This window comes from Amycolatopsis rhabdoformis, assembly GCF_035918295.1.
Lineage (GTDB): Bacteria > Actinomycetota > Actinomycetes > Mycobacteriales > Pseudonocardiaceae > Amycolatopsis > Amycolatopsis rhabdoformis.
In genome coordinates this window covers 8,294,396-8,317,807 of the sequence record NZ_CP142149.1, presented here as the reverse complement: position 1 = coordinate 8,317,807, position 23,412 = coordinate 8,294,396, and the positions used below count along the sequence as shown (strand labels likewise).

The following is a 23,412-nucleotide window of genomic DNA, read 5'->3' as shown; positions in this document are numbered from 1 at the left end:
CGCTGGGTTCAGCGCAGCTCTTCGAGGACCCGCACCAGCTGGTTGATCTCGAAGACGTTGGAGTAGTGCGCGAGCCCGATGCGCACCGCTCCGCCCACCTCGCCGACGCCGAGCGAGGCGAACACGCCGGCCGAGCCGTCGTCGGCGAAGGCGCACAGGCCCTGCGACGCCAGGTACTCGGCGACTTCCGGCGATTTCTTGCCCTGCACGGCGAAAGCGAGCGCGGGGATGCGGCGCATCGCGTCGCCGATCACCATCACGTGGCGCAGCGAGCGCAGCTCCGTGGACAGCTGCGCGAGCAGGCCCGCGTGGTACGACTTGGCCGAGCCGAGCGACGTGACGAGGCGTTCGCGGCGCGAGCCGGCGGCGGCGTCGTCGAGGCCGGCGAGGTAGTCGATCGAGGCGACGAGGCCCGCGAGCAGCGGATACGCGTGGGGCCCGAGCTCGAGACGCGCGGCGCCGCGGGCGGCCGGGTCGAGCGAAGCCGACGGGATGCGTTCGAGCATCTCGGGGTCGCGGAACACGAGCGCGCCCACCGACGGGCCGCCCCACGCCTGCGCGGAGACGACCATGACGTCGGCACCCAGCTCGGCCAGGTCGAGCGGCACGAAGGGGGCCGCGTACGTCGCGTCCACCACCACCAGCGCGCCGACGCGCTTGGCGAACTCGATCACCGTGGGCACGTCGGGACGCGTGCCGACCGAACCCGACGCGAGCGTGACCGTGACGGCCTTGGTGCGCGCGGACACCAGGTTCTCGTACTGCCACGCCGGCAGCTCACAAGTCTCGATGTCGATCTCGCCCCAGCGCACGACCGCGCCCACGCGCTTCGCGGCGCGCTGCCACGGCGCGAGGTTCGCTTCCTCGTCGAGCCGGGACACCACGACCTCGTCGCCGATCGTCCAGCGCTCCGCGAGCGCGTCGACGAGCCGGCGCAGCATCACCGGCGCGCTCGGTCCGAGCACGACGGCAGCCGGGTCCGCCCCGACCAGATCTGCCACGGCCCGCCTGGCCGCGGTGACAATGCTCTCCGCACGCTGTGAGGCCGGAAACGCTCCCCCCGGCCCGGACACCGGGGCACGCATGGCCGTCGAAACGGCCGAAGCGACCTGTTCCGGGACCAGCATTCCGGCGGCGCCGTCGAAGTGAATCCAGCCGTCACCCAGCGCGGGGAACAACCCACGGATACGAGCGACGTCGAACGCCATGGTGACACCGTACGGACGTGCGGTTTAGCGGTTACCGCCGGGTTGGGTGCGGCGTGCCGCGAAGTCGCTAGGCTCGGGATGGACGCAAGCGACTCTTGACGGAGATGAAGCACATGAGTGAGCCGAACTTCCGGCAGACTTCCGACAGCGAGCCGACCCCCCACGTGGTGGTCGTCGGCCCCGACGGGGTCCCGGTCGGCTCCCCCGCGCCTTCGATCGAAGGTGACGAAGCCGTGGGCGAGCTGGTCGAAGAGCCGGCCAAGGTCATGCGCATCGGCACGATGATCAAGCAGCTCCTGGAAGAAGTCCGGGCCGCCCCGCTGGACGACGCCAGCCGCAACCGGGTGCGCGAGATCCACCAGAACTCGGTGCGGGAACTGCAGCAGGCCCTGGCGCCCGAGCTGCGCGAAGAGCTGGAACGCCTGGTGCACCCGTTCACCGACGACTCCACCCCCTCGGACGCCGAGCTGCGGATCGCGCAGGCGCAGCTGGTGGGCTGGCTGGAGGGGCTGTTCCACGGCATCCAGACCGCTCTGTTCGCGCAGCAGATGGCCGCGCGGGTGCAGCTGGAGCAGATGCGGCGCGGGTTGCCGGCCGGGTCGTCGGGGATGCCGGGCGGCGGGATCGTGCCCGGTGGCGAAGGCCGGGGGCCGGGGATCAGCGGGACTGGTCAGTATTTGTGAGGTTGGCCCGGTTTCGGGTTGACGAGGGAGGGGCCTTCCGGGGTGCGGGAGGTCCCTTTCGCGGTTTTGGGGCTGTCTGAATTTTCACGCATTCTTGAGGTGGCGCGGCGGTTGGTCTTGGTGATCGCGAACGGTCCCCTCACGGTCGCGGCTCGACGCGAGGGGACCGTTCGCACCCCCAGTTCAGAGGCTGCCGAAGAACGTCCGGATGTCCTCGATCAGCGCGTCCGGTTCTTCGAGAGCCGGGAAGTGGCCGCCGCGGGGCAGGTCGGTCCAGTGGACGATGTGGTCGGCGCGTTCGGCGAGCGAGCGCAGGGGCAACCCGATGTCGTCGGGGAAGCTCGCGACGCCCGTGGGCACGGTGGACGTCGGCAAGGGCGCGCCCCAGGGGCCTTCGAGGGCGGCGTAGATGCGGGCCGACGAGTTGGCCGTGCGGGTGAACCAGTAGATCGACACGTCGGTGAGCAGGTCGTCGCGGTCGATGAGGTCGCCGACGGCGTTCGAGAACGAGCGGAACTTCTCCGCGATCCACGCCAGCTGGCCCGCGGGTGAGTCGGTGAGGCCGTACGCAAGCGTTTGCGGCTTGGTCGACTGGATGATCGCGTAGCCGGTCCCGGTGGCCTGGAAGGCCTCGGACTTCGCGAGGGAGCGCTCACCCCGAGCCAGCTCGGCGCCCGTCAACCCGGCCAGATCAGCCGCCGACCGCGCGACGGCGGTGGGCAGCATCGTCACGTGCACCCCGAGCACCCGCGACGGAAACTGCACCCCCAGCTCCCGCGAGATCAGCGCACCCCAGTCGCCGCCGTGAGTGCCGAAGCGCTCGTAGCCCAGCGCGGTCATCAGCGCGGCCCACGCGCGCGCCCCGCGGGCCGGCCCCCAGCTGCGGTCGCGGGTCGGCCCGGAGAACGCGAAGCCGGGGATCGAGGGCACGACCACGTGGAACGCCTGCCGCGGGTCCCCGCCGTACGCGCGGGGGTCGGTGAGCGGCCCGATCACGTCCAGGAACTCGACGATCGAGCCGGGCCAGCCGTGCGTGAGCAGCAGCGGCGTGGCGCCCTCCTCCGGCGAGCGGACGTGGAGGAAGTGCACCCGCGCGCCGTCGATCTCGGTGGTGAACTGCGGGAACCCGTTGAGCCGCTCCTCGGCCGCGCGCCAGTCGAAACGCAGGCGCCAGTGCTCCGCCAGCTCGCGCACCTCGTCCACCGGAATCCCGAGCTCCCAGCCGACGCCCTCGGGCTGATCCGGCCAGCGCGTACGGGCCAGCCGCTCGTGGAGCTCGTCGAGGTCGACTTGGGGGACGGCTACGCGGAACGGGGTGAGGTCCATGAACCCAAGCTAAAACCCGTCGAGGACAACGACTGTCCTCAATCACCCGAAACAGCGGGTGCCCGGAAAACACTTGGGAAATCCGTCAGATCCCCCGGCTCGCGGCGATCACGTCCAGCACCCGATCCGCGCCGAGTCCGTCCACAGTAGACGCGGCGGCGGCCGACAAAGCGGCCCGCAGACCGGCGTCCGACAACAGCTCCTTCAACGCGGAAGTGACGGCCGGCAGGCGGTCCGGCAGTGAACCCGCGTCGCCCAGCCCCGCGGCCAGCCCGAGGTCGACGGCCGCCCGGTAGCCGGGTCCCTGGTTGTCCACCAGTTGCACCGCCGCCGTCGGGATGCCGAGGCAGCACAGTTCCAGGAACGTGACGCCGGTGGCGCTCACGGCGACGTCCGTGGTGGCCAGAAGATCGAGCAGGCCCGGGTGCGGCGCGGCGACGCGGACGGACTGCCCCTCGGCCAGAACCGGCACCGGGGGCTCGCCCCGGACCAACGCGTCGGCTGAGAAGGGCAGGCCGGTGGCGGCCAGGGCGCTGAGCAGCAGGCCCACCGTCTCCGACCATTCCGCGCCACCACCCAGAACAACGGTGACGTGGGGCGTCGAGGACGCCGCGGCCAACCGGCGGGCCCGCGCCGCCAGGACCACCGAACGCAGCGCCGTGTACTCGATGCCCCGCAGCAGCACGCGGGAACCGTCCACGGGGCGCGGTGCGGGCGTGAACCCCGCGTCGACTACGACGTCGGCGGAGCGGCGGCCGAAGGTGTCGTCCTCGATGGACACGAGCAGCGCGCCCGCGCGGTTGACCTCGCCGCGCAGGTCGCCGAGGCCGTAGTGGTCCACGAGCACCGCGTCGAAGCCGGCGGCGAGCGAATCCCAGGGCGCGACCGGCAGACGTTCGACGGAAAGCTCGTCGAAGCGCGAAGCCAGCCAGTCCGCGTTGTCCGTGGCGCCGGCGAAAGCCACGTCCCAGCCGCGGACGACGGCGCGCTCGGCGTACGCGACAACCCGCGAGATGTGGCCCGCACCGATCGTCGAGGACGCGTCCGCCCGCAGCAGCAGCTTCACTGGCCGAGCTTCTTCTGCTCGACGTGCGCGTTGAGCGCCACCAGGTCCGGCCGCGAGCGCAACAGCGCCACCACCGAGCGCCAGGACGCCGGGCGATCACCCAGCGCCTCGACGACGGCCGAGATCAGCTCCCAGTCCTCCGCGGTGTCGAGGGTCACGCGCAGGTCGTCGGCCGGCGGGCTCACCACCACGCCGGTGCACGAATAGCGCTCCGGCTGCCGGTAGATCGCCGATGTCACGTGCTCGCGGTCCGCGCCGGTCGCCTCCGCGACCTGCTCCGCGAGCACCTCGGCCCGCACCAGCTCCGCGTCGAACCCGCGCGGCAACGTGCGGACGAGCGTGGTGCTCACGTAGTCCAGCGACGGTTCCGCGCGCCACACCGCCGCCAGCCGCCCGATCAGCGCCGGATCGAGCAGGGGGCAGTCGGCGGTGAGCCGGATCACCGCGTCGGCCGGGTGGCTCGCCAGGGCGACACCGAAGCGCGCCACCACGTCGTCGAGCGGGCCACGCGCGACCAGCGCACCGCAGCGCTGCGCTTCGAGAGCCACGGCGTCGTCGTCGGCCGCGTCCGACGTGGCGACCACCACCTGGTCCACACCGGGAGCGGCGGCCGCCGCCCGCACCACCCAGCCGAGAACAGTGCGCCCGGCGAGCGGCCGCAGCACCTTGCCCGGCAGCCGCGTGGACGAGGACCGGGCCTGGATCACGGCGTTGACGCCGAGGCCTTCACGCATGGGTGACATGATGGCCTGCGGCAATGCGCCAGGACCCAGTACCCCGACCACGGAGGTCATCGATGTCCGAGCTGGCTGGCTCCAGCATCCTGCTCACGGGCGGGACCGGCTCGTTCGGCAAAGCGTTCATCAGCCACGCGCTCGCCGAACTGAACCCCAGCCGGCTCGTGGTGCTCTCCCGCGACGAGCTGAAGCAGTACGAAGCGCGCCAGCTGTTCAACGACGACCCGCGGCTGCGCTGGTTCATCGGCGACGTCCGCGACCGCCGTCGGCTCGAGCGCGCCATGCACGGCGTCGACTACGTCGTGCACGCCGCGGCGCTCAAGCAGGTGGACACGGGTGAGTACAACCCGTTCGAGTTCGTCCAGACCAATGTCATGGGCTCGCAGAACGTGATCGAAGCGGCGATCGACACGGGCGTGAAGAAGGTCGTCGCGCTGTCCACGGACAAGGCGTCGAGCCCGATCAACCTCTACGGCGCCACCAAGCTGTGCGCCGACCGCATGTTCATCAGCGGCAACCACTACGCGGCCGCGCACGTCACGCGGTTCTCCGTGGTGCGCTACGGCAACGTGATGGGCTCGCGCGGCAGCGTGATCCCGTTCTTCCGCAAGCTCGCCGAGCAGGGCGAGTCGCTGCCGATCACGCACAAGGACATGACCCGGTTCTGGATCACGCTGCCGCAGGCCGTGCAGTTCGTGGTCGATTCGTTCGACCAGATGCACGGCGGCGAGCTCTACGTGCCGCGGATCCCGAGCATGCGACTGGTCGACCTCGCGCAGGCCATCGCGCCGGGTTCGCCGATGCACGAGGTGGGTGTGCGGCCCGGCGAGAAGCTGCACGAGGAGATGATCGCGCCCGACGACGCGCGCCGGACCGTGCAGCTGCCGGACCGGTACGTGGTGCAGCCGCACCTCGCGGGCTGGGGTTACGAGCCACCGGCCGACGGCAAGCCGATGTCGGAGGGCTTCGCGTACCGCTCGGACACCAACGACCTCTGGCTCGAAGCGGACGAACTGCGCAAGCTGGTCGAGCAGTATGCCTGACTTCCTGCCGTACGGGCGGCAGTCCGTGACCGACGAGGACATCGCCGCCGTCACGGAGGTGCTGCGGGGCGACTGGCTCACGACCGGGCCCGCCGTCGCGCGGTTCGAGGCCGACCTCGCCCTGCACACCGGTGGTGTGCCCGCCGTCGCGGTGACTTCGGGCACCGCCGCGCTGCACGTCGCGTACGCGGCCGCTGCGGTGGGCCCGGGTGACGAGGTCGTGGCGTCGCCGATGACGTTCGTGGCCACCGCGGCCACGGCGGCACTGCACGGCGCGAAGGTGCTGTTCGCCGACGTCGAGCCGGACACCGGAAACCTGTCCGTCGACGCGGCGGCCGCTCTCGTCGGCGAGCGGACGAAGGTCGTGGCGGCCGTCGACTACGCCGGCCACCCCGCCGAGCTGGACGCCCTGGCCGAGGTCGCGCACAACGCCGGCGCCCTGCTCCTGGAAGACGCCGCGCACTCCGTCGGCGGCGCCTGGCAAGGCCGGCCGGTCGGCTCGCTCGCCGACCTCACCACGTTCTCGTTCTTCCCCACCAAGAACCTCACCACGGCCGAGGGCGGCGCCGTCGTCACGGCTTCGCCGGAGCTGCTCGCCCGCGCCCAGGCGTTCCGCAACCACGGCCTCGTGCGCGACAAGACGAAGCAGCGCTACCCGGACGAAGGCGCGTGGCACCAGGAAGTGCACGAGTTCGGCCTGAACTACCGTCTCCCCGACGTGCTCTGCGCCCTGGGCAGCAGCCAGCTCACGCGCTTGGCCGAGTTCAAGAAGCGCCGCGCCGAAATCCACGCGCGCTACAACGCCGCCCTCGCCGACGTCGACGGCGTGCTCACTCCCCCGTCCCGCCCCGGCGCGGACCCCGTGTGGCACCTGTACCCGCTACGCGTCCTCGCCGGCCGCCGGCGCGCGTTGTTCGACCACCTGCGTGGTCTGGGCATCGGCGTGCAGGTCAACTACATCCCCGCCTACTGGCACCCGGTCTTCGAGGACCTCGGCTACCGCCGCGGCCTGTGCCCGAACGCCGAGGCGTACTACGAGCAGGAGCTGTCGCTGCCCCTGTTCCCGTCACTGACGGACGCGGATGTGGATCGGGTTGTGGATGGGGTGCGGGGCTTCTTCGGAGCCTGACCCTCACCCCGCACCACCACCGCGTGCCACACCAGCACCACCGGCAGCACGAGCAGCTCCAGCACCGTCGCCGCGCGGAAGACCGGGTGCGGGGCGCCCGTGCGGCGTGCCGAGATCAGGCGGGGCACGCCGCCGGCCGCGGCGGTGGCGAGGACGAGCCGGGTGGTCGTCGAGCGTTGGTCCGGGCGGCGGATCGACCACCAGAGCACGAGGCCGGCCGCGGTCCAGAAGGTGTTCACGAAGCGGTATTCGCTGTCGACGCTGGGCGTGGCCGGGGCGCCGCCCGGGGCGCGCTCGGGGCCGCCGAGGATGGCCGTGAGGCCGCTCGCGACCGGGATCGCGCCGAGGGCGCCGAGGACCACCAGCAACGCCTTGCGTGACTTCGCCCGTGCCATGCGGCTGAGGCTAGATCAGATCCCACGTCAGAGCGGTGCCTTTCGCGGCATCCACGCGGAAGGTACGGCCCAGCACCGTCGTGATCTCGCCCGGCGCCAGGCCGCCGGCGGGGCGGATCGAGCGGACGTTCGCGGTGGTGACCTCGTCGCCCGCGCGCACGTCTTCCACGACGTACAGGGAGCGCCGCAGCCGCAGCCCTTCCTTTTCGCTCTCGCGCGGGCCGATGACCGCGCGGCCGAGGGCTTCCCAGGCGCGGTGGCTTTCGACCACGAGCGCGGCCAGCTCCGCGGGCTCCAGTGAAAACTCCGAGTCCACGCCACCGTCGGCGCGGGCCAGGGTCACGTGCTTTTCGATGGCGACCGCGCCCAGCGCGACCGCGGCCAGCGGGGCGCCGATGCCGGGCGTGTGGTCGGACAGGCCCACCAAGGTGCCGGTGACACCCGCCAGCACGGGCAGGCCGCGCAGATTGCTTTCGGCGGGGGAAGCCGGGTAGCTGGCCGTGCAGCCGAGCACCACGAGCTGGTCGTTGCCGGCGTCGCGCGCGGTGCGCACGGCCGCGTCGATCTCCGCGACGCTCGCCATGCCGGTCGAGATGATGAGCGGCTTGCCGGTGCGGGCACACAGGTCGATCAGCGGCAGGTCGACGATCTCCGACGACGCGATCTTGTACGCGGGCGCGTCCAGCGATTCCAGCAGCTCCACGGCCGTCGGGTCGAACGGGCTGGAAAACGCCTCCAGGCCGCGGGATCGGGCGCGCTCGAAAATAGGTTTGTGCCACTCCCAAGGGGTGTGGGCCTTTTCGTACAGCTTGTACAGATTTTCCCCGCCCCAAAGGGAATGCCCGTCGCCGATGCGGAAGGCGGGGCCGTCGACGTCGATGGTGATCGTGTCGGGGCGGTAGGTCTGCAGCTTCACCGCCTGCGCGCCGGCGTCGGCGATCGCGTCGACGATCGCCAGGGCGCGGTCGAGGTCGCCGTTGTGGTTGCCGGACATCTCGGCGATCACGAACGGCGGGCGGTCCGGGCCGAGCGTGTGGGCGCCGATGCGGACTTCGGACATGGGTGGCGTCCTCCCGGTGGTGCGCGTGCGGGTCACCCCCGAGTCTTGCGCAGCCACCGGAAGCCGTCCTCGGCGGGCGCCGACTCGACGTACCCCGAGCGTTCGAACAACGCCGCCGACGCCGCGTTGTCCTCGTGCACCGCGGCCAGAACCACGTGCACCTCATGACTCTCGGAAAGCCAACGCTCACCCTCGGCGAGCACCGCGCGCGACAACCCGCGGCCCCGGCTCTCCGGTGCCAGCGTGATGCTCACTTCCCACTCCCCCGGCGCCTCCCGGTCGAACCGGACGGTGCCCACCGGTCCGGCGTCCTCGGACACCACCAGGAGCACCCGGTCCGGCGAAGCGAGCACCCCCCGCAACCACCGCAGGTGGTCGGCCAGGTCGATCACGCCGCTCGACCGCGAGGCCTGCCGGGTGCGCGGGTCGTTGCGCCAGGCCAGCAGCAGCTCGGCGTCGGCGTCGGTGGCCTCGCGAGCCGCCAGCGGGCTCACTGGGCCGACGGCGCCAGGCGGTTGTCCTCGAGGCGGCGCAGCCGGTCCTCGTACCGCGCGATGCCGGCGAGGCGGACGCGGATCTGCGCGTGCTGGCGCTGGATCTCCTCGATCAGCGACCTGGCCTCGGCGATCTCGGCGGTGTCGGCGCGCGGCACCATCACCATCGTCTCGCGCAGCGTTTCGAGCTGCGCTTCCTGCGCGGCGATGTGCGGGATGATCCGGTCGAGCTCGGCGCGGGTCCACAGCAGGTCGCCGCGGGCGTGCTCCACGCTCGACTCGGCCGCGTCGAGCCGGCGGCGGTGATCCGCGGTCGCGTGCTCGAGCTCGTTCACGCGGTGGTTGAGGTCACGGGTGCGCTCTTCGATGCGGAAGTCGATGAGCCGGGCGATCCGGTTGAACAGACCGGAGCGGATCTTCTGAACGGCCATGGCGAAGGTTCCTTCGGAATTCGGAAAAACTGGGTCAGCGCAGCAGAAGCGTGCTGCCGTCGCGCGTCCACGAGTCCAGCAGCCTGCCCTCGGCGGCGATCTGGTGCTCGGGACCGACGATGCAGGAGTCGCCGGCGGCGTGCTCCCACGAAGTCTGGTTCGGGTTGTCGATGAAGGAGAACCCGGTCAGGACCAGCTGCGCGTCGGGGAACGACGTGCGCGCGATCCAGGCCGCGAGCGTGCCCGTGGTCGACCACGTCGACTCCGTGCGCGTCGGCAGGCCGAGCGCGTCGGACAGCGGCAGTACGACCTCGCGGTTGGACACCGGCACGAACCCCAGGTCGGCGGGCCACCAGCCCGGCAGTGCCTCGGGCTCCCAGTGCAGGCGGCCCGGCTCCACCAGCAGGTAGAGACGGCTGCGGTAGTCGCGGAAAACGTGGCGAGTGGCCCGCACGGCGCGGTTGAACACCACGGTGTGGACCTTGCGCCCGGTCACTTCCGGACCGTCCGGCTCGTCGACGACGAAACCGTTGACGCGGATCACGAGATCACAGTCGTCCACGGCCTTGGCCCGAGCCGGGTCCGGGCCCAGCGGCTGGTTGCCGACGACCGCCACCGACTTGGGGTCGGGACGATCGGCGTACGCCGACAAGAGGTCGACCATCAGGCTCGCCGCACCGAGAGCAGCAGTCATGGGGCAAGAAACTACCAGGACACACCGCGTGTTCGGTGCGGCATCGACAAGCTGCTCCACCCGGCTGGGCCGGGGCGTCCCGAGCACGAGACGTCCGATCGGTACCCTCGTCCACGTGCATGCCACCAGCACGGTTCACGTAGCCGAACCCGAGGTCTCGATGCCGATGCCACCTGCGTCGGACCGGAAGACGTTCGCCAGGGCGATCGCCGACATCAGGGAGGGTGTCGCGGCGCGTGAGCTGTGGACCCACCTGGGTTGGCAGGACATCAAGCAGCGGTACCGCCGGTCCATCATCGGGCCGTTCTGGATCACGATCAGCCAGGCGGTCATCGCGCTGGGACTGGGGCTGCTGTATTCACAGCTGTTCCACACGCCGATCGAGGTGTTCCTTCCCTACCTGTCCACCGGGTTCATCATCTGGGGTTTCATCCAGGGGTGCCTGAGTGAAGGCATGGAGTCGTTCATCGCGAACGAGGGGATGATCAAACAGCTCCCCGCGCCGCTGAGCGTCTACGTGCTGCGCACGGTGTGGCGGCAGACGCTGATGCTGGCGCACAACATGGTCGTGTACGTCGTGCTGCTGATCATCTTCTTCGGCGCCCTCGACGGGCCCTACTCGCTCGGCACGCCGAACGGCGAGTGCGTGCCCGACAAGTTCTGCCACCCCGGCCTGAGCTGGAACATCCTCCTCGCGATCCCGGGCTTCATCCTGCTGGCGCTCACCGCCGGCTGGGCCGCGCTGCTGCTGGGCATCATCTCCACGCGCTTCCGCGACATCCCGCAGGTCATCAACTCCCTGATCCAGCTGCTGTTCTACGGCACGCCGATTGTGTGGCCGGTCGACCAGCTGCTGTCGGGCGGGGCGCGTGACGGTGCGTCGTGGGCGCTGCCGTTCATCAAGGCCAACCCGCTGTACCACTACATGCAGGTGGTGCGCGCGCCGTTGATCGGGCAGACCGTGACCTGGACCAGCTGGGTCGTGGTGGGTGCCATGACCATCATCGGCTGGGGGCTCGCGCTCGTGGCCATGCGCAATTACCGCTCTCGCGTCTCGTATTGGGTGTGACACATGGTCAGCATTGACGTTCACCACGCGTTCGTCGACTTCCCGATCTTCGACGCGAAGACGCGGTCGATGAAGAAGCGCGTGCTCGGCAAGGTCGGCGGCAAGATCGGCACGGACCAGAAGGTGCCGATCATCGAGGCGCTGCACGACGTGACCCTGAAGCTGCGCGAGGGCGACCGCGTGGGCCTCGTCGGCCACAACGGTGCCGGCAAGTCCACGCTGCTGCGCCTGCTCGCCGGTATCTACGAGCCCACCCGGGGTTCCGCCAAGATCGCGGGCAAGATCGCGCCGGTGTTCGACCTGGGGATCGGGATGGACCCCGAGATCTCCGGCGTCGAGAACATCATCATCCGCGGCCTCTTCCTCGGCATGACCGCCAAGGAGATGGAGAAGCGGGTGGACGACATCGCGGAGTTCACCGAGCTCGGCGACTACCTGCAGATGCCGCTGCGCACCTACTCCACCGGTATGCGCGTGCGCCTGGCGCTGGGTGTCGTGACCTCGATCGACCCCGAGATCCTGATCCTCGACGAAGGCATTGGCGCGGTCGACGCCGCGTTCCTCAACAAGGCGCGCGACCGCCTCAAGGACCTGGTGAAGCGCTCCGGCATCCTGGTGTTCGCGAGCCACTCCGACGAATTCCTCTTCGAGCTGTGCGACTCCGCCATCTGGATGGACGAGGGCAACGTCAAGCAGCAGGGTTCGCTGCGTGAGGTCCTCACCGGCTACAAGGGCCGCGACCCGTTCGAGAACATGAGCCAGGAAGGCCTGGAGCGGCTCGGCATCGAGCCCGTGGGCACGAAGAACGGCGGGGAATGATGACCAGCGAGACCCAGCAGCTGCCCGAGGGCGCCGTGGTCGGCGTGGTGGTGACGCGCCACCGTCGTGAGCTGCTCGCGGACTCGCTGAAGATCATCGCCGCGCAGACGCGGCCCGTCGACCACCTCGTGGTGGTGGACAACGGTCCGGACCAGTCGGCTCGCGACGTCGTGGAGGCGTACCCGCTGCCGCACACGTACCTGCCCTCGCACCGCAACCTCGGTGGCGCGGGCGGGTTCGCGCTCGGCATGCTCCACGCGCTGGCGCTCGGCGCCGAGTGGGTGTGGCTCGCCGACGACGACGGCCGGCCCGCGGACGAGAACGTGCTGCAGATCCTCTTGGAGGAAGCCGAAAAGCGCGGCCTCGCGGAGATCTCGCCGGTGGTGGCGAACATCAACGCGCCGGCCAAGCTCGCGTTTCCGCTGCGGCGCGGGCTCACGTGGAAGCGTTCGTCGGCAGAGCTGGGCACGGACTTCCTGCCGGGCATCGCTTCGCTCATGAACGGCGCCTTGTTCCGCGCGTCCACTTTGGACGTGACCGGGGTGCCGGACCTGCGGCTGTTCTTCCGCGGCGACGAGGTGGAACTGCACCGCCGGCTCGTGCGCTCGGGCCTGCCGTTCGGCACGTCGCTGCGCACGACCTACCTGCACCCCGACGGCTCGGACGAGTTCAAACCCATGCTGGGCGGGAAGTTCCACGCGCAGGACCCCGAAAACGAGGTCAAGCGCTACTACACCTACCGCAACCGCGGTTACCTGCTTTCGCAGCCGGGCATGCGCAAGATCGGCGCCCTGGAAGTGATCCGCTTCGGGCTGTACTTCGTGGGCGTGAAGCGCGACCCGAAGGCCTTCCTGCAGTGGCTGAAGCTGGTGCGCCAGGGCCGGGCGGAGAAGTTCTACCGCTACTGAGCAGCTCCTGATCAAACCGCGAAGGGCGCCTTGAGGGATCTCAAGGCGCCCTTCGCGGTTTTGGGCTATTCCCCGATCACCGGCGGAGCGGCTCGCAGGTCGCCGGCGTACTCGCTGTCTTCGTCCACATGGGAGAAGAAGCGCGAGCCGTCGGCTTCGTCCTCTTCGTAGCGCGCGGCACCGCCGCCCATCCCCATGCCCATGCCGGCCCGCGCGGGCGCGCCGCTCAGGCCCGACGCGGCGCCACCCGGAGCCGCACCTTCACCCGGGCCGAAGCTGCCGCCGCGGCTGAACTTCGACTGGTACTCCTCGTCGGCGCCGAAACCGCCACCACCGCCGGCCATGCCACCCATCGGCATCCCGCCCATGGGCATGGCGCCGCCGGCGCCACCCGCGCCGGCGCCCGGTGCCTGAGCCGCCGCGGGCGCGGCCGCCGCGGTGGTGGCCGAGTTCGGGGCGGGCGGCGGCACGTGGCCGGAACCGGTGATCTGGCTCGGCGCGGCCGAAACCTGGCCGCCGGAGTCGGCGCCGCCGCCACCGCTCTGGTGGTCGGTGGACCCGGAGCCAGTGGGCAGCACGGCCGAGGCGGTGGTGACTTCGCCCGCGCCGAACTTCGGCGGGTCGGCGAACACCGGCTGCTTCGAGGCGGCCTCGTGCAGGGACTGGTCGTAGTTCGTCATCACCTGCGCGGCCTGCTCGTGGGCCGACTGGCTGTCCTGCTGCTTCTTCAGCGACTTGTCGACCGTGTCACCGAGGTCGAACGGGCCGGCGGCGGTCCACCTGCCCATCTCGTCGGTCCAGTCGAACGGCACGGGCTCGGTCATGGCGTTGCGCGCGTGCTGCGCGGCCGTGCCCTGGTCGTCGATGGTCTGCGCGGCGAGCTTCGCGTTCTGCGCCGTGGCGTCGGCCCACGTGCCGAGCGTGGCGAAGTAGGCCTGCGCGCTCTCGGCCGCGCTGCCTTCCCACGAGCCCTTGGACTTGTTCACGGCGTCGCTGAGCTGCGTGGCGAAGTCGTCGAAGGCCTTCGTGACGTCGGTGTACGCGGCGGAGACGCTCGAGACCTGGTTCACGTCGAGGTTCGTGGTCACGAACTGCTTCAGCTGCTCGTGGGTGTGGCCGAGGTAGTCGGCGTCGGACGGCTCGAGGCCCGGCTGCGGCGCGGTCATGCGAGGTCCCCCGTCTTGTGCGCGGCGTGCGCGTCGACCGCGCTGTCCTCACCGGTGCGGTAGACGCCGCCGGCGCGGGCCAGTGCTTCGTCCGCCTGCGTGAGCACGGTGCGGAACTGCCCCAGGACCGCCCGCATCGAGCCGGTGTCCTGCGAGGCGGCCTTGAGGTCGTGGGCGGCCACCGCGTGCCCGTACGGGTGGCTCCCGAGCTGCGGAGCCTGGTCGAGCGCGGCCGTGGAACCGGTGAGCCGGTCGACGCGCGTGACCATGTCGGACAGTGCCTGGCGCAGATCCTCGAGCGCTTCACCGGAGATGGTGAAGCTGCCCGACTTCGCGGCGTTCACGAGTTTCGTCGTTTCGGCCGCGGCGGCAGCGACGGCCTTCGGGTCCAGGCCGACGACCTGTCCCGGCTCCACCAAGGTCATGATTCGGAGTGTACTGATGCGACCGGCCGCGGTCAGGCGTTTGCGGAATACGCCTCTACCTGCGTGAAGAGCTGCTGCGCGAGCCGGTTGTTGTCGGCCGGCGCGTAGGTGAGCCAGCGCTGGCCGTCGCCGGCCACGCGGGTGGTGAGCAGGTAGCGGCCCAGCTCGGTGTCGAACCACACGAGCGGCGGCTGCGAGCCCACCGTGAACTGCCCGACGCGCAGCCGCGGCTTCTCGAAGATCCGCTCGACCGACCGGAGCTGCGGGTTGCGCGGCGCGCTCGACGCTGCGAACGGGTCGTAGCCGTCGCGGCGCGGCTGCTTCGCCGGACGCGTGATGGTGACCGACTGGCCGGGCGCGGCGGTGCCGGGCGGCAGCAGGTCGACCAGCGCCGGCACGACCCCGGTCGGGCGGATCTGCTCGAACACGAGCATTCCGCCGTCCTGCTTCACGAGCACGGCCTGCTCGCCGGTGGACGCGACGCGGGCGAACAGTTGCCCGCCGTCCAGCTGCGCCGTCGCCGTGACCACGAACCGGCCGCGCGCGAACGTGGTGAGCGCCAGCTCCAGGTCGTCGTCGAGGTAACCGCGGTGCACCAGGCCCCGGTTGCCGAGGTCGCGCAGCACGGCTTCGCGCACCCCCGCGCGTTCCTGGCCGGTGATGCCGATGTGCGGCACCGCGAACGGCGCCGGCGCGCGGCCGAGCCCCTGCTGCTCCAGCAACAGGTCCACCGCCGCGGGTGAGAGCGTGAACGAGTACGGCATCGTCCGTCCCTAAGTCGGTTTCCGCGACACCAAAACGCTAGCCGACGCCACGCCGGCGCCGCACCCGGACCGGGCGAGGTGCTCCGCTGTGCGCGAACCCGCTTGCCGCCGGTGATCGGGCGCTGGTGGCATGGGGGCATGGCTGATCCGAAACCCGCGCTCGTACTGCACCTGGCTTCCGGTGGCGAACCGCTGCTCTTCCCGCTCACGGCCGAGGACGCCGCTGCCGCGGAGGAGAAAATCCCCGATCTGCTCAAGCACGGCGGGGTCCACTCCGTGCACACGCGCGACGGCAACACCGTGTCGGTGAACTTCGTCCACGTCGCCGCCGCGTACGTCGACGATCTGAGCCGAAAGGGCAAGTTCGGGCTGTCGGTCTAGCGCGCCGGCCGGAGAGCTGCTCCACCGCGCAGGTCAGGGTCACTCGGCTCTGACCTGCGCTTTTTTCGTTTCGGCGCCACCCCGAGCCACCGTGGCACAAATCTGAGCCAACTTGGCATTGCAGTGGTGCCATACGTGTGCCATAGTTGTGCCATGGACTTGACCACGTACGTCAGCAACCTCGGACGAGAGTTCGCCACGCTGGCCGAAGCGGGCGGCGAAGAGTCGCGTGAGCTGGTCGAGCGGCTGACCGGGTCGCTCGAGTCGGCCATCCGGATGACGCTGCTCGACGCGCTGTCGGCCGCTGCCGACGAGATCACCCGCGACCTGGCGCCGGGTTCGGTCGAGCTGCGCCTGCGTGGCCGCGACCCGAACTTCGTCGTGACCACGCCGCCGTCCGCGCCGATCGAGGTCGCGGCCGAAGAACCCACCTCGGCAGCGCCCGAGAGCGAGCTGCTGATCGCCGAAGACGGCCCCGCCGCGCGCATCAACGTGCGCCTGCCCGAACAGCTCAAGGCCGCCGTGGAAGAGGCCGCGGGCAAGGAAGGGCGTTCGGTCAACGCCTGGCTCGTGCGGGCGGCCGCCACGGCCCTGCAGCGCACCGACCGCGACCAGCGCGCCGAACCGCGCGACAGCGGCAAGCGGACGAAGCAGAGCTTCACCGGCTGGGTCCGCTAACCCCTTTTCAGCACCACTTCACCTCACGTCCCTGACCTGCGGGGACGGTTCACCGACACCCACTGTGGAGACAGCCATGCCTGAATACGAAACCCTCAGCCCGATTTCCGTGACCCTCGAGATCAGCGTCGGCGACGTGCAGATCACCGCGAGCGACCGGCAGAACACCGTGGTCGACGTGCGGCCCAGCGACGAGAACGACGAGTCGGACGTGAAGGCCGCGCAGCAGGTCCGCGTGGACTACACCAACGGCACGCTCACCGTCACCGGCCCGAAGCGCACGTTCGACTTCTCCCGCAAGACCCGCGCGGTCGACGTGACCATCGAGCTGCCCACCGGCTCGGCCGTGACCGCCGAACTGCAGGCGGGCGACTTCCGCACCGCCGGCCGGCTCGGCGCGAGCCGCTTCAAGACCTCCGCCGGCAACGCGCGGCTCGACCGCACCGGCCCGCTGCACGTGTCCACTTCGGCCGGTCACGTGACCGTCGACGGGGTCGCGGGCAACGCCGAGATCTCCACCGGCACCGGCAAGATCCGCGTCGGCGAGGTCGAGGGCACCGCGGTGGTCAAGAACTCCAACGGCGAGACCACCATCGCCTCGGTCGGCGGCGACGCGCGGGTGCGCTCGGCCAACGGCGACATCACCATCGAGCACGCCGGCGCCGGCGTCGACGCGAAGACCTCGGCCGGGCTGATCCACCTCGGCGAGATCGTGCGCGGTGCCGTGACGCTCGAAACGTCCATGGGGGACCTGGAAATCGGCGTCGCCGAGGGCACCGCGGCCTGGCTTTCGGTGAACACCGGCTTCGGCCACGTGCGCAACCTGATGGAGAACGCGACCCGGCCCGAAGAGGCCGACGAGACCGTCGAGGTGCACGGACGCACCTCCTACGGCGACGTGATCATCCGCCGCGCCTGACTTTTCCGTTCCAGCGAAGGGGAAACCATGACCAGCAACCACACCCGGCCGGCCATCGCCGCGACCGGCCTGCGCAAGTCCTACGGCGACCACGTCGTGCTCGACGGCCTCGACCTCACCGTGGCCGAAGGGTCGGTGTTCTCCCTGCTCGGCGCCAACGGCGCGGGCAAGACCACCGCCGTGAAGATCCTCTCCACCCTGATCAACGCCGACGCCGGCGAAGTGCGGGTGGCCGGCCACGACCTCGTCCGCGAAGCCGACGCGGTGCGCGCCGCGATCGGCGTCACCGGCCAGTTCTCCGCCGTGGACAACCTGCTCACCGGCGAGGAGAACCTGCTGCTGATGGCGGATCTCCACCACCTCGGCCGCGGCGAGCGGCGCACCCGCGCCACCCAGCTGCTGGAGCAGTTCGACCTCGCCGACGCGGGCAAGAAGCCGGCGTCGACCTACTCCGGCGGCATGCGCCGGCGCCTCGACCTGGCGATGACCCTCGTCGGCAGCCCGAAGCTGATCTTCCTCGACGAGCCCACCACGGGCCTCGACCCGCGCAGCCGCCGCAACATGTGGCAGATCGTGCGCGGTCTGGTGGCCGACGGCGTGACCATCTTCCTGACCACGCAGTACCTCGACGAAGCCGACGAGCTGGCCGACCGCATCGCGGTGCTCGACCACGGCCGGATCGTCGCCGAGGGCACGGCCGACGAGCTCAAGCGCCGGATCCCGGGCGGGCACGTCCAGCTGCGGTTCGCTTCCCCCGACAGCCTCGACACGGCCCTGGGCACGCTGGCCGACGCGTCGCGCGACGACGACGGCCTCAGCCTGCGCGTGCCCAGCGACGGCAGCCTGCGCGCCCTCAAGGCCCTCATCGGCCGCCTCGACGACCACGCCATCGAGGTCGACGAGCTGTCCGTGCACACCCCCGACCTCGACGACGTTTTCCTCGCCCTCACCGGAAATTCCGCGCCCTCGAACGAAAAGGTGACGATCTCATGACCACGCTCGCTGCCCCTCCTGCGCTGAAGTTCCAGCCGCTGCGCGATTCGGCGACGATGTTGCGCCGCAACCTCCGGCACATGCTGCGCTACCCGTCGATGACGCTGATGCTCGTCGGGATGCCCGTGGTGTTCCTGCTGCTGTTCGTCTACGTCTTCGGCGGCACCATGGGCGCCGGCCTTGGCGGCGGCCGCGAGACCTACGTGAACTACGTGGCGCCGGCGATCATCCTGATGACCGTGACGGCCACCGTGCAGGGCACCGCGATCTCGGTGGCGATGGACATGACCGAGGGCGTGATCGCGCGGTTCCGGACCATGCACATCGCGAGGGTTTCGGTGCTCACCGGCCACGTGCTCGGCAGCGTGATCCAGGCCGCGATCACCCTCACGATCGTGATCGGCGTGGCGCTGCTCGTCGGCTTCCGCCCCGCGGCTTCGTTCGGCGGCTGGCTGGCGACGGCCGGGTTCCTGCTGGTGGTGACGTTTGCGCTGGTGTGGGTGTGCGTCGCGCTCGGCCAGGTGAGCAAGAGCGTGGAGACGGCCAGCAACCTGCCGATGCCACTGATCCTCCTGCCCTTCCTCGGCAGCGGCTTCGTGCCCACCGACTCGATGCCCGCCGGCCTGCGGTGGTTCGCCGAGTACCAGCCGTTCACGCCGATCATCGAAACCCTGCGGGCGCTGCTGATGGACAAGCCGCTGGGGAACAACGCGTGGTTCGCGCTGGGGTGGTGCGCGGTGCTGGCGCTGGTCGGTTACCTGTGGTCGAAGCGGTTGTTCAACCGCGAATACGCGCACTGAGGCCCCGAGATGACTCACGTGCCTTCGCTGCCGATCGACCGTCCCGCCGGTTGTCCCTTCGACCCGCCCGAGGAGCTGGGCCGGATCCGCGAGCAGCACCCGCTGACCCGGCTCACCTACCCCGACGGCCACGAGGGCTGGCTGGCCACCGGCTACGCCCAGGTCCGCGCCGTGCTGGCCGACCAGCGGTTCAGCTCCCGCTACGAACTCGCCCACTTCCCGATGCCGGGCTTCGAAGGCGTCACCATCGGGCCCGCGACCCCCGGCGACCTGACGGGCGTCGACGCTCCCGAGCACACCCGCTACCGCAAGCTCCTCACCGGCCGCTTCACCGTGCGGCGCATGCGCCAACTGGCCGAACGCGTGGAGCAGGTCACCACCGAGCACCTCGACGCGATGGAGCGGCAGGGCCCCGGCGTCGACCTGGTCCAGGCCTTCGCGCACCCCGTGCCGGCGGTGATGATCTGCGAGCTGCTCGGGGTGCCGTACGCGGACCGCGCGTCGTTCCAGGGCCACGCGGCCGCGGTGTCCGATGTGGACGCTTCCGCGGAGGAGCGCTTCGCGGCCTACGGACAGCTGCAGGAGTACGTGGCCCAGCTGGTCCCGGCCAAACGCGCCGAGCCGACGGACGACATCCTCAGCGACCTCACCACGAGCGACCTCACCGACGAAGAACTGGCCGGCCTCGCCACGTTCCTGCTGGGCGCCGGCCTCGACACCACCGCGAACATGCTGGCGCTGGGCACGTTCGCACTGCTGTGCCACCCGTCGCAGCTGGCCGCGCTGCGCGCCGATCCGGCTCTTGCGGACCCGGCGGTGGAGGAACTGCTGCGGTACCTGAGCATCACGCACACCGGGGTGCGCGCGGCGCTGGAAGATGTCGAACTCGACGGGCAGCTGATCAAGGCGGGCGAATCCGTCGCGGTGTCCGTGCAGGCGGGCAACCGTGACCCACGACGGTTCGCCGACCCCGACCGGCTCGATCTGAGCCGCGGTGCACCTGGGCACCTGACGTTCGGGCACGGGATTCACCAGTGCCTCGGCCAGCAGCTGGCCCGGGTCGAGCTTCGGGTGGCGCTACCGGCGCTGGTCACCCGGTTCCCGACGCTGCGGCTGGCCGTGGCGCCGGAGGAGGTGCGGCTGCGGCCGGGGCATCAGAACATCTTCGGGGTGCGGGAGTTGCCGGTCACCTGGGATCAGGGCTAGCGACGGGCCAGGCTCAGCAGCCCGTCCCGGATCTCCGGCCGGCTCGCGGCCACCAGCAGGAACGTCGCCTCCCGCACCAGCCGGCCGGCGTGTTCACCCGCCAGCACAGCGCGGCTGCCCGCGGCGGCCACCAGCGCACCCGCGCTGCGGTAACAAAGCTCAGCAGCCGCAGCCCGCGCGGCCGGCAGCGAAGGCGGGTCGGTGAGACCCGAGTCCAGCCGGATGCGGATCTGGGCCTGTTCAGCCCGCAGAGCAGCAGCCGTCGCCGGATGGCCCAGGTCGGACAGCAGGCGGGCGCAGCGTTCGGCCACGCCGAGAGGGGCGCAGCCGCTCAGGCGGACGGCGAAGGTGCGGCCCGTGACGAAGTCGGCGTGTGGCGTTTCGGAGAGCACGCGCTCCGCAGGCACGAAGAAGTCGTCGAAGTCCAGGCGGACGGTGGCGGTGGCCTGGGCAGCGACGAGCTGCAACGGGGTCGCCGTGAGGCCTGGGGCGGCGGCCGGGGCCACGACGGTCGAGACCACCGTGTCCTCAGGGGTCTGGCCCGACAGCATGAGCACGTCGGTGGTGCCCCAGCCGCTCACGAAGGGGGCGTCGCCGGAGAAGCGGAAGCCGCCGGGGACTCGGACGGCGCGGGTGCGGGGCGGGGTGGGGAGGGCGCCGCCGTAGGCGACGGCGGCGCGGACGGTGCCTTTGACCAGGTCGGCGAGGTACTCCGTGCGCAAGGCGGCGTTCGAAGAACCGGCCAGGGCCGCGACGAGACCGTGGTGCTGGATCCAGGTGAAGGTGGTGCTCAGACAGCCACCGGCCAGCGTCTCGATCACGGCGACGAGCTCGGGCAGGCCGGCGCCGGAACCACCGGCCGATGTGGGCGCGACGAGGCCGTAGAGCCCGGCCTCGGCCAGGACGTCGAAGTGCGAACGCGGCACCTCGCCGGTCAGGTCCACCTCAGCGGCGGCGGGGAAGAGCACGTCATCGGCGAGGGCCCGCGCTCGGGCGACGAGGTTCGGCACAGAAATTAGGCTACCCTAACTCGCCCGAAACGACCCCCGAACAAGCCGGAGGCCACCACGGGAACATCCGTGGTGGCCTCCAAAGGAACAAACCTCAGAGCTCGTAGAGCCGCTTCCAGTTGTCCCGCGACGTCAGCTCCGGCATCGCGCGCTTGTACTGCTCCTGCACACCCGCGCCTTCCTTGCGCAGGCGCTGGATCACGCGCGCACCGCGACGGGCCAGGTCGAACATCTTCACCTTGTCGTACGTGCGCACGCGCACGCCTTCCTGCGAAGCGTCCGTGACCACGGCCGTGTCGAACAGCGCGATGTGCCACCAGTGCGCCTCATCGATCGGCACCGCGCCGAGGCCGAAGCGGCTGCGGCCGAGCACGCGGTCGATCACGCGCTTGATCAGCACCAAGCGCTGCATGCTGGGCCGCGGCGCGCTGTTGATGATGCCGATGTCGTTGGACGCGATACCCGGCACATCGGTGGCCTTGTGCCGCTTGGTCTCCGGGTACTGCTCGCGGATCCGGCGGATCTCCTTCATCGCCGCGACACCGCCGTCACGCAGGACCTCCGGCCCCTCGAGGAAGTCCTCGACGGCCTTGATCAGCGTGGCCGACAGGCCGTACTGCATGCCGAGCAGGTAGCGCACCAGCTGCGCGAGCAGCACGCGCGAAAGCAGGTTCAGGTTGAACGGCGAGTGCAGCGCGGCGGTGATGATCGAGTTGCGCAGGTTGAAGTACCGGTGCCACTCGTCCCAGTCCTTCCAGTGGAAGTCCGCGTGCCACACGCCGGCGCCCGGCAGGGTCACCGTGGGGAAGCCGTACTCGCGGGCGCGGTAGGAGTACTCCGCGTCGTCCCACTGGAAGAAGAACGGCATCGGGTAACCGATGGCCTTCACGACCTCGTAGGGGATCAGGCACGACCACCAGCCGTTGTACCCGGCGTCGAGACGGCGTTCCTGGCGGTTGGGCTTGAGGGTCTCCTCGTCGACGCCCAGCAGGTCGGCCGTGGACAGCGAGTGCGTGACCGGCTGGCCCGGCTCCAGCGTGTTCAGGCGCGCGTACTCGGCGCCCACGTGCAGCTGGTTCGGGTGCAGCAGGTTGAGCATCTGGCCACCGACGATGATCGGGTTGGCCGCGCGGTTGGAGAACGCCGTCATGCGCACGACGAGGTCCGGCTCGAGGAGCACGTCGTCGTCCATGAACAGCACGTTGGCGTGCTCGGTGGCGGTGTGGCCGGCCACCTCGTAGAGGCCGCGGGTGAAGCCGCCGGCGCCGCCGAGGTTGGGCTGCTTGATGTAGTGCAGCTTCTCGCCGAGGTCCTTCGCGACCTGCTCGAAGCCGTCGCGCGACTCGACGAGGTCGGTGCCCTGGTCGGCGACGTAGATGGCGTCGAGCGTGTGCAGCGACGACACGTCGGCCGCGAGCGCCTGCAGGTTCTTCAGGCAGTCGTCGGCGCGGTTCATCGTGCAGATGGTGACCGCGGTCGGGCGGATCTTCTCCGGTGCGTCGACGGTCCAGCGGACCTGCTCGACGCGCAGCGTCTGGCCGCCTTCGGTCTCGAGGTCGAGCCAGAGCGCGCCACCGTCGTAGAACTTGTCGAGGCTCGCGCTCATGGAGACCTTGCGGGCCTTGGCGCCGGAGACCTGCTCGGCGTTGACCACGCGGGCGTCGCCCTGGAGGTCCGACGCGCCGACCGACAGCAGGCCGTCGCCGCTGACCAGGGCTTCCACCGTGACGGAGGTGACCGTGGTCCAGCGCTGCCAGTAGCTGGCCGGGAAGCGGCCGAAGTACGTGTTGCCGGTGACCTTCGACGACGGTTCGACGGTGAGCGCGTCGCGGTCGCGCACCGCGGAGCCCCATTCGAGCTCGGCGTAGAGGTCCTTGCTGACGATCGGCGCCGGGCCGGCGTACAGCCCGCGCTGGGCCGTCAGCCTCCCTTCGGGCGCGTGCTCGGCGAACCGGGTCTCGCCTTCGGGGGCCGCCTCCGCGACCGGGGCTGCTTTACCGGGCATAGA

At 70.6% G+C, this 23,412-nt stretch carries 26 protein-coding genes; 12 read left to right on the top strand and 14 right to left on the bottom strand.

Features of this window, described 5'->3' with window-relative positions; all coding sequences use genetic code 11:
* Nucleotides 1-8: 8 nt before the first annotated feature.
* On the bottom strand, nucleotides 9-1,208 hold the full coding sequence (locus tag VSH64_RS38410; RefSeq protein ID WP_326567656.1) for a cysteine desulfurase-like protein: 1,200 nt from the start codon (nucleotides 1,206-1,208) through the stop codon (nucleotides 9-11).
* 104 nt (nucleotides 1,209-1,312) lie between these two features.
* On the opposite strand from VSH64_RS38410, the gene VSH64_RS38405 reads away from it, so the two are divergent.
* Complete coding sequence (locus VSH64_RS38405) at nucleotides 1,313-1,891, top strand: bacterial proteasome activator family protein (RefSeq protein ID WP_326567655.1); 579 nt, start codon at nucleotides 1,313-1,315, stop codon at nucleotides 1,889-1,891.
* Between the two features lie 183 nt (nucleotides 1,892-2,074).
* On the opposite strand, the gene VSH64_RS38400 is transcribed toward VSH64_RS38405, so the two are convergent.
* The 3 genes from VSH64_RS38400 to VSH64_RS38390 all read right to left on the bottom strand — a co-directional run bounded on the left by VSH64_RS38400 (nucleotide 2,075) and on the right by VSH64_RS38390 (nucleotide 5,017).
* On the bottom strand, nucleotides 2,075-3,217 hold the full coding sequence (locus VSH64_RS38400; RefSeq protein ID WP_326567654.1) for an epoxide hydrolase family protein: 1,143 nt from the start codon (nucleotides 3,215-3,217) through the stop codon (nucleotides 2,075-2,077).
* A gap of 85 nt (nucleotides 3,218-3,302) precedes the next feature.
* Nucleotides 3,303-4,283: a spore coat protein gene (locus VSH64_RS38395; protein WP_326567653.1), complete on the bottom strand. Its 981-nt coding sequence runs from the start codon at nucleotides 4,281-4,283 to the stop codon at nucleotides 3,303-3,305.
* A complete protein-coding gene (locus VSH64_RS38390) occupies nucleotides 4,280-5,017 on the bottom strand; it encodes a glycosyltransferase family protein (protein WP_326567652.1) in 738 nt (245 codons plus the stop codon). The genes VSH64_RS38395 and VSH64_RS38390 overlap by 4 nt, the downstream gene beginning before the upstream one ends.
* A gap of 62 nt (nucleotides 5,018-5,079) precedes the next feature.
* Here VSH64_RS38390 and pseB point away from each other — a divergent pair, with 62 nt between their 5' ends.
* Together pseB and VSH64_RS38380 are read left to right on the top strand one after the other, a co-directional pair.
* Nucleotides 5,080-6,063: a UDP-N-acetylglucosamine 4,6-dehydratase (inverting) gene (gene pseB / locus VSH64_RS38385; RefSeq protein WP_326567651.1), complete on the top strand. Its 984-nt coding sequence runs from the start codon at nucleotides 5,080-5,082 to the stop codon at nucleotides 6,061-6,063.
* The gene (locus VSH64_RS38380) at nucleotides 6,056-7,192 is read left to right on the top strand and encodes a DegT/DnrJ/EryC1/StrS family aminotransferase (protein WP_326567650.1); all 1,137 of its coding nucleotides are present in this window, start codon (nucleotides 6,056-6,058) and stop codon (nucleotides 7,190-7,192) included. The genes pseB and VSH64_RS38380 overlap by 8 nt, the downstream gene beginning before the upstream one ends.
* On the opposite strand, the gene VSH64_RS38375 is transcribed toward VSH64_RS38380, so the two are convergent.
* From VSH64_RS38375 to VSH64_RS38355, 5 genes are read right to left on the bottom strand one after another with little or no spacing between them, the layout of a single operon-like run.
* On the bottom strand, nucleotides 7,096-7,587 hold the full coding sequence (locus VSH64_RS38375) for a DUF4345 domain-containing protein (protein ID WP_326567649.1): 492 nt from the start codon (nucleotides 7,585-7,587) through the stop codon (nucleotides 7,096-7,098). The genes VSH64_RS38380 and VSH64_RS38375 overlap by 97 nt on opposite strands.
* 10 nt (nucleotides 7,588-7,597) lie before the next feature.
* Complete coding sequence (pseI, locus tag VSH64_RS38370; protein ID WP_326567648.1) at nucleotides 7,598-8,647, bottom strand: pseudaminic acid synthase; 1,050 nt, start codon at nucleotides 8,645-8,647, stop codon at nucleotides 7,598-7,600.
* 32 nt (nucleotides 8,648-8,679) lie between these two features.
* Nucleotides 8,680-9,141 carry a GNAT family N-acetyltransferase gene (locus VSH64_RS38365; RefSeq protein WP_326567647.1) on the bottom strand — a complete coding sequence of 154 codons (462 nt, stop codon included), beginning with the start codon at nucleotides 9,139-9,141 and terminating at the stop codon, nucleotides 8,680-8,682.
* Nucleotides 9,138-9,572: a hypothetical protein gene (locus VSH64_RS38360; RefSeq protein ID WP_326567646.1), complete on the bottom strand. Its 435-nt coding sequence runs from the start codon at nucleotides 9,570-9,572 to the stop codon at nucleotides 9,138-9,140. Before VSH64_RS38360 ends, VSH64_RS38365 begins: the two co-directional genes overlap by 4 nt.
* Before the next feature lie 34 nt (nucleotides 9,573-9,606).
* The gene (locus VSH64_RS38355) at nucleotides 9,607-10,236 is read right to left on the bottom strand and encodes a hypothetical protein (protein ID WP_326838144.1); all 630 of its coding nucleotides are present in this window, start codon (nucleotides 10,234-10,236) and stop codon (nucleotides 9,607-9,609) included.
* 145 nt (nucleotides 10,237-10,381) lie between these two features.
* Between VSH64_RS38355 and wzm the strand changes: the two genes are divergently transcribed.
* Genes wzm through glfT1 form a run of 3 tightly spaced genes read left to right on the top strand, consistent with a single transcriptional unit; the run spans nucleotide 10,382 to nucleotide 13,062 of the window.
* Nucleotides 10,382-11,335: a galactan export ABC transporter permease subunit Wzm/RfbD gene (gene wzm / locus VSH64_RS38350; RefSeq protein WP_326567645.1), complete on the top strand. Its 954-nt coding sequence runs from the start codon at nucleotides 10,382-10,384 to the stop codon at nucleotides 11,333-11,335.
* A 3-nt stretch (nucleotides 11,336-11,338) separates the two neighbouring features.
* Nucleotides 11,339-12,154, top strand: a complete 816-nt coding sequence (gene wzt, locus VSH64_RS38345) for a galactan export ABC transporter ATP-binding subunit Wzt/RfbE (protein ID WP_326567644.1) — start codon at nucleotides 11,339-11,341, stop codon at nucleotides 12,152-12,154.
* Entirely contained in the window at nucleotides 12,154-13,062 is a 909-nt protein-coding gene (glfT1, locus tag VSH64_RS38340) for a galactofuranosyltransferase GlfT1 (protein WP_326567643.1), read from the top strand. Before wzt ends, glfT1 begins: the two co-directional genes overlap by 1 nt.
* A gap of 65 nt (nucleotides 13,063-13,127) precedes the next feature.
* On the opposite strand, the gene VSH64_RS38335 is transcribed toward glfT1, so the two are convergent.
* The 3 genes from VSH64_RS38335 to VSH64_RS38325 are packed head-to-tail and all read right to left on the bottom strand — an operon-like array spanning nucleotide 13,128 to nucleotide 15,417.
* Complete coding sequence (locus VSH64_RS38335; protein ID WP_326567642.1) at nucleotides 13,128-14,228, bottom strand: hypothetical protein; 1,101 nt, start codon at nucleotides 14,226-14,228, stop codon at nucleotides 13,128-13,130.
* Nucleotides 14,225-14,653 (bottom strand): hypothetical protein, encoded by a 429-nt coding sequence (locus tag VSH64_RS38330; protein ID WP_326567641.1) that lies wholly within the window; start codon nucleotides 14,651-14,653, stop codon nucleotides 14,225-14,227. The genes VSH64_RS38335 and VSH64_RS38330 overlap by 4 nt, the downstream gene beginning before the upstream one ends.
* A gap of 32 nt (nucleotides 14,654-14,685) precedes the next feature.
* On the bottom strand, nucleotides 14,686-15,417 hold the full coding sequence (locus VSH64_RS38325) for an ESX secretion-associated protein EspG (RefSeq protein ID WP_326567640.1): 732 nt from the start codon (nucleotides 15,415-15,417) through the stop codon (nucleotides 14,686-14,688).
* A 138-nt stretch (nucleotides 15,418-15,555) separates the two neighbouring features.
* On the opposite strand from VSH64_RS38325, the gene VSH64_RS38320 reads away from it, so the two are divergent.
* The 6 genes from VSH64_RS38320 to VSH64_RS38295 all read left to right on the top strand — a co-directional run bounded on the left by VSH64_RS38320 (nucleotide 15,556) and on the right by VSH64_RS38295 (nucleotide 20,394).
* Nucleotides 15,556-15,798 (top strand): hypothetical protein, encoded by a 243-nt coding sequence (locus VSH64_RS38320; protein WP_326567639.1) that lies wholly within the window; start codon nucleotides 15,556-15,558, stop codon nucleotides 15,796-15,798.
* Nucleotides 15,799-15,951: 153 nt separating this feature from the next.
* Nucleotides 15,952-16,476: a ribbon-helix-helix protein, CopG family gene (locus tag VSH64_RS38315; RefSeq protein WP_326567638.1), complete on the top strand. Its 525-nt coding sequence runs from the start codon at nucleotides 15,952-15,954 to the stop codon at nucleotides 16,474-16,476.
* 76 nt (nucleotides 16,477-16,552) lie between these two features.
* Nucleotides 16,553-17,395: a DUF4097 family beta strand repeat-containing protein gene (locus tag VSH64_RS38310; RefSeq protein WP_326567637.1), complete on the top strand. Its 843-nt coding sequence runs from the start codon at nucleotides 16,553-16,555 to the stop codon at nucleotides 17,393-17,395.
* 27 nt (nucleotides 17,396-17,422) lie between these two features.
* The gene (locus VSH64_RS38305) at nucleotides 17,423-18,388 is read left to right on the top strand and encodes an ATP-binding cassette domain-containing protein (RefSeq protein ID WP_326567636.1); all 966 of its coding nucleotides are present in this window, start codon (nucleotides 17,423-17,425) and stop codon (nucleotides 18,386-18,388) included.
* Complete coding sequence (locus VSH64_RS38300; RefSeq protein ID WP_326567635.1) at nucleotides 18,385-19,188, top strand: ABC transporter permease; 804 nt, start codon at nucleotides 18,385-18,387, stop codon at nucleotides 19,186-19,188. The genes VSH64_RS38305 and VSH64_RS38300 overlap by 4 nt, the downstream gene beginning before the upstream one ends.
* 9 nt (nucleotides 19,189-19,197) lie before the next feature.
* Complete coding sequence (locus VSH64_RS38295) at nucleotides 19,198-20,394, top strand: cytochrome P450 (protein WP_326567634.1); 1,197 nt, start codon at nucleotides 19,198-19,200, stop codon at nucleotides 20,392-20,394.
* On the opposite strand, the gene VSH64_RS38290 is transcribed toward VSH64_RS38295, so the two are convergent.
* Together VSH64_RS38290 and VSH64_RS38285 are read right to left on the bottom strand one after the other, a co-directional pair.
* Entirely contained in the window at nucleotides 20,391-21,404 is a 1,014-nt protein-coding gene (locus tag VSH64_RS38290; protein WP_326567633.1) for an acyl-CoA dehydrogenase family protein, read from the bottom strand. The two genes, VSH64_RS38295 and VSH64_RS38290, sit on opposite strands and share 4 nt — an antisense overlap.
* A gap of 94 nt (nucleotides 21,405-21,498) precedes the next feature.
* Nucleotides 21,499-23,409, bottom strand: a complete 1,911-nt coding sequence (locus tag VSH64_RS38285) for a glycosyltransferase (RefSeq protein ID WP_326567632.1) — start codon at nucleotides 23,407-23,409, stop codon at nucleotides 21,499-21,501.
* Nucleotides 23,410-23,412 lie beyond the last annotated feature (3 nt).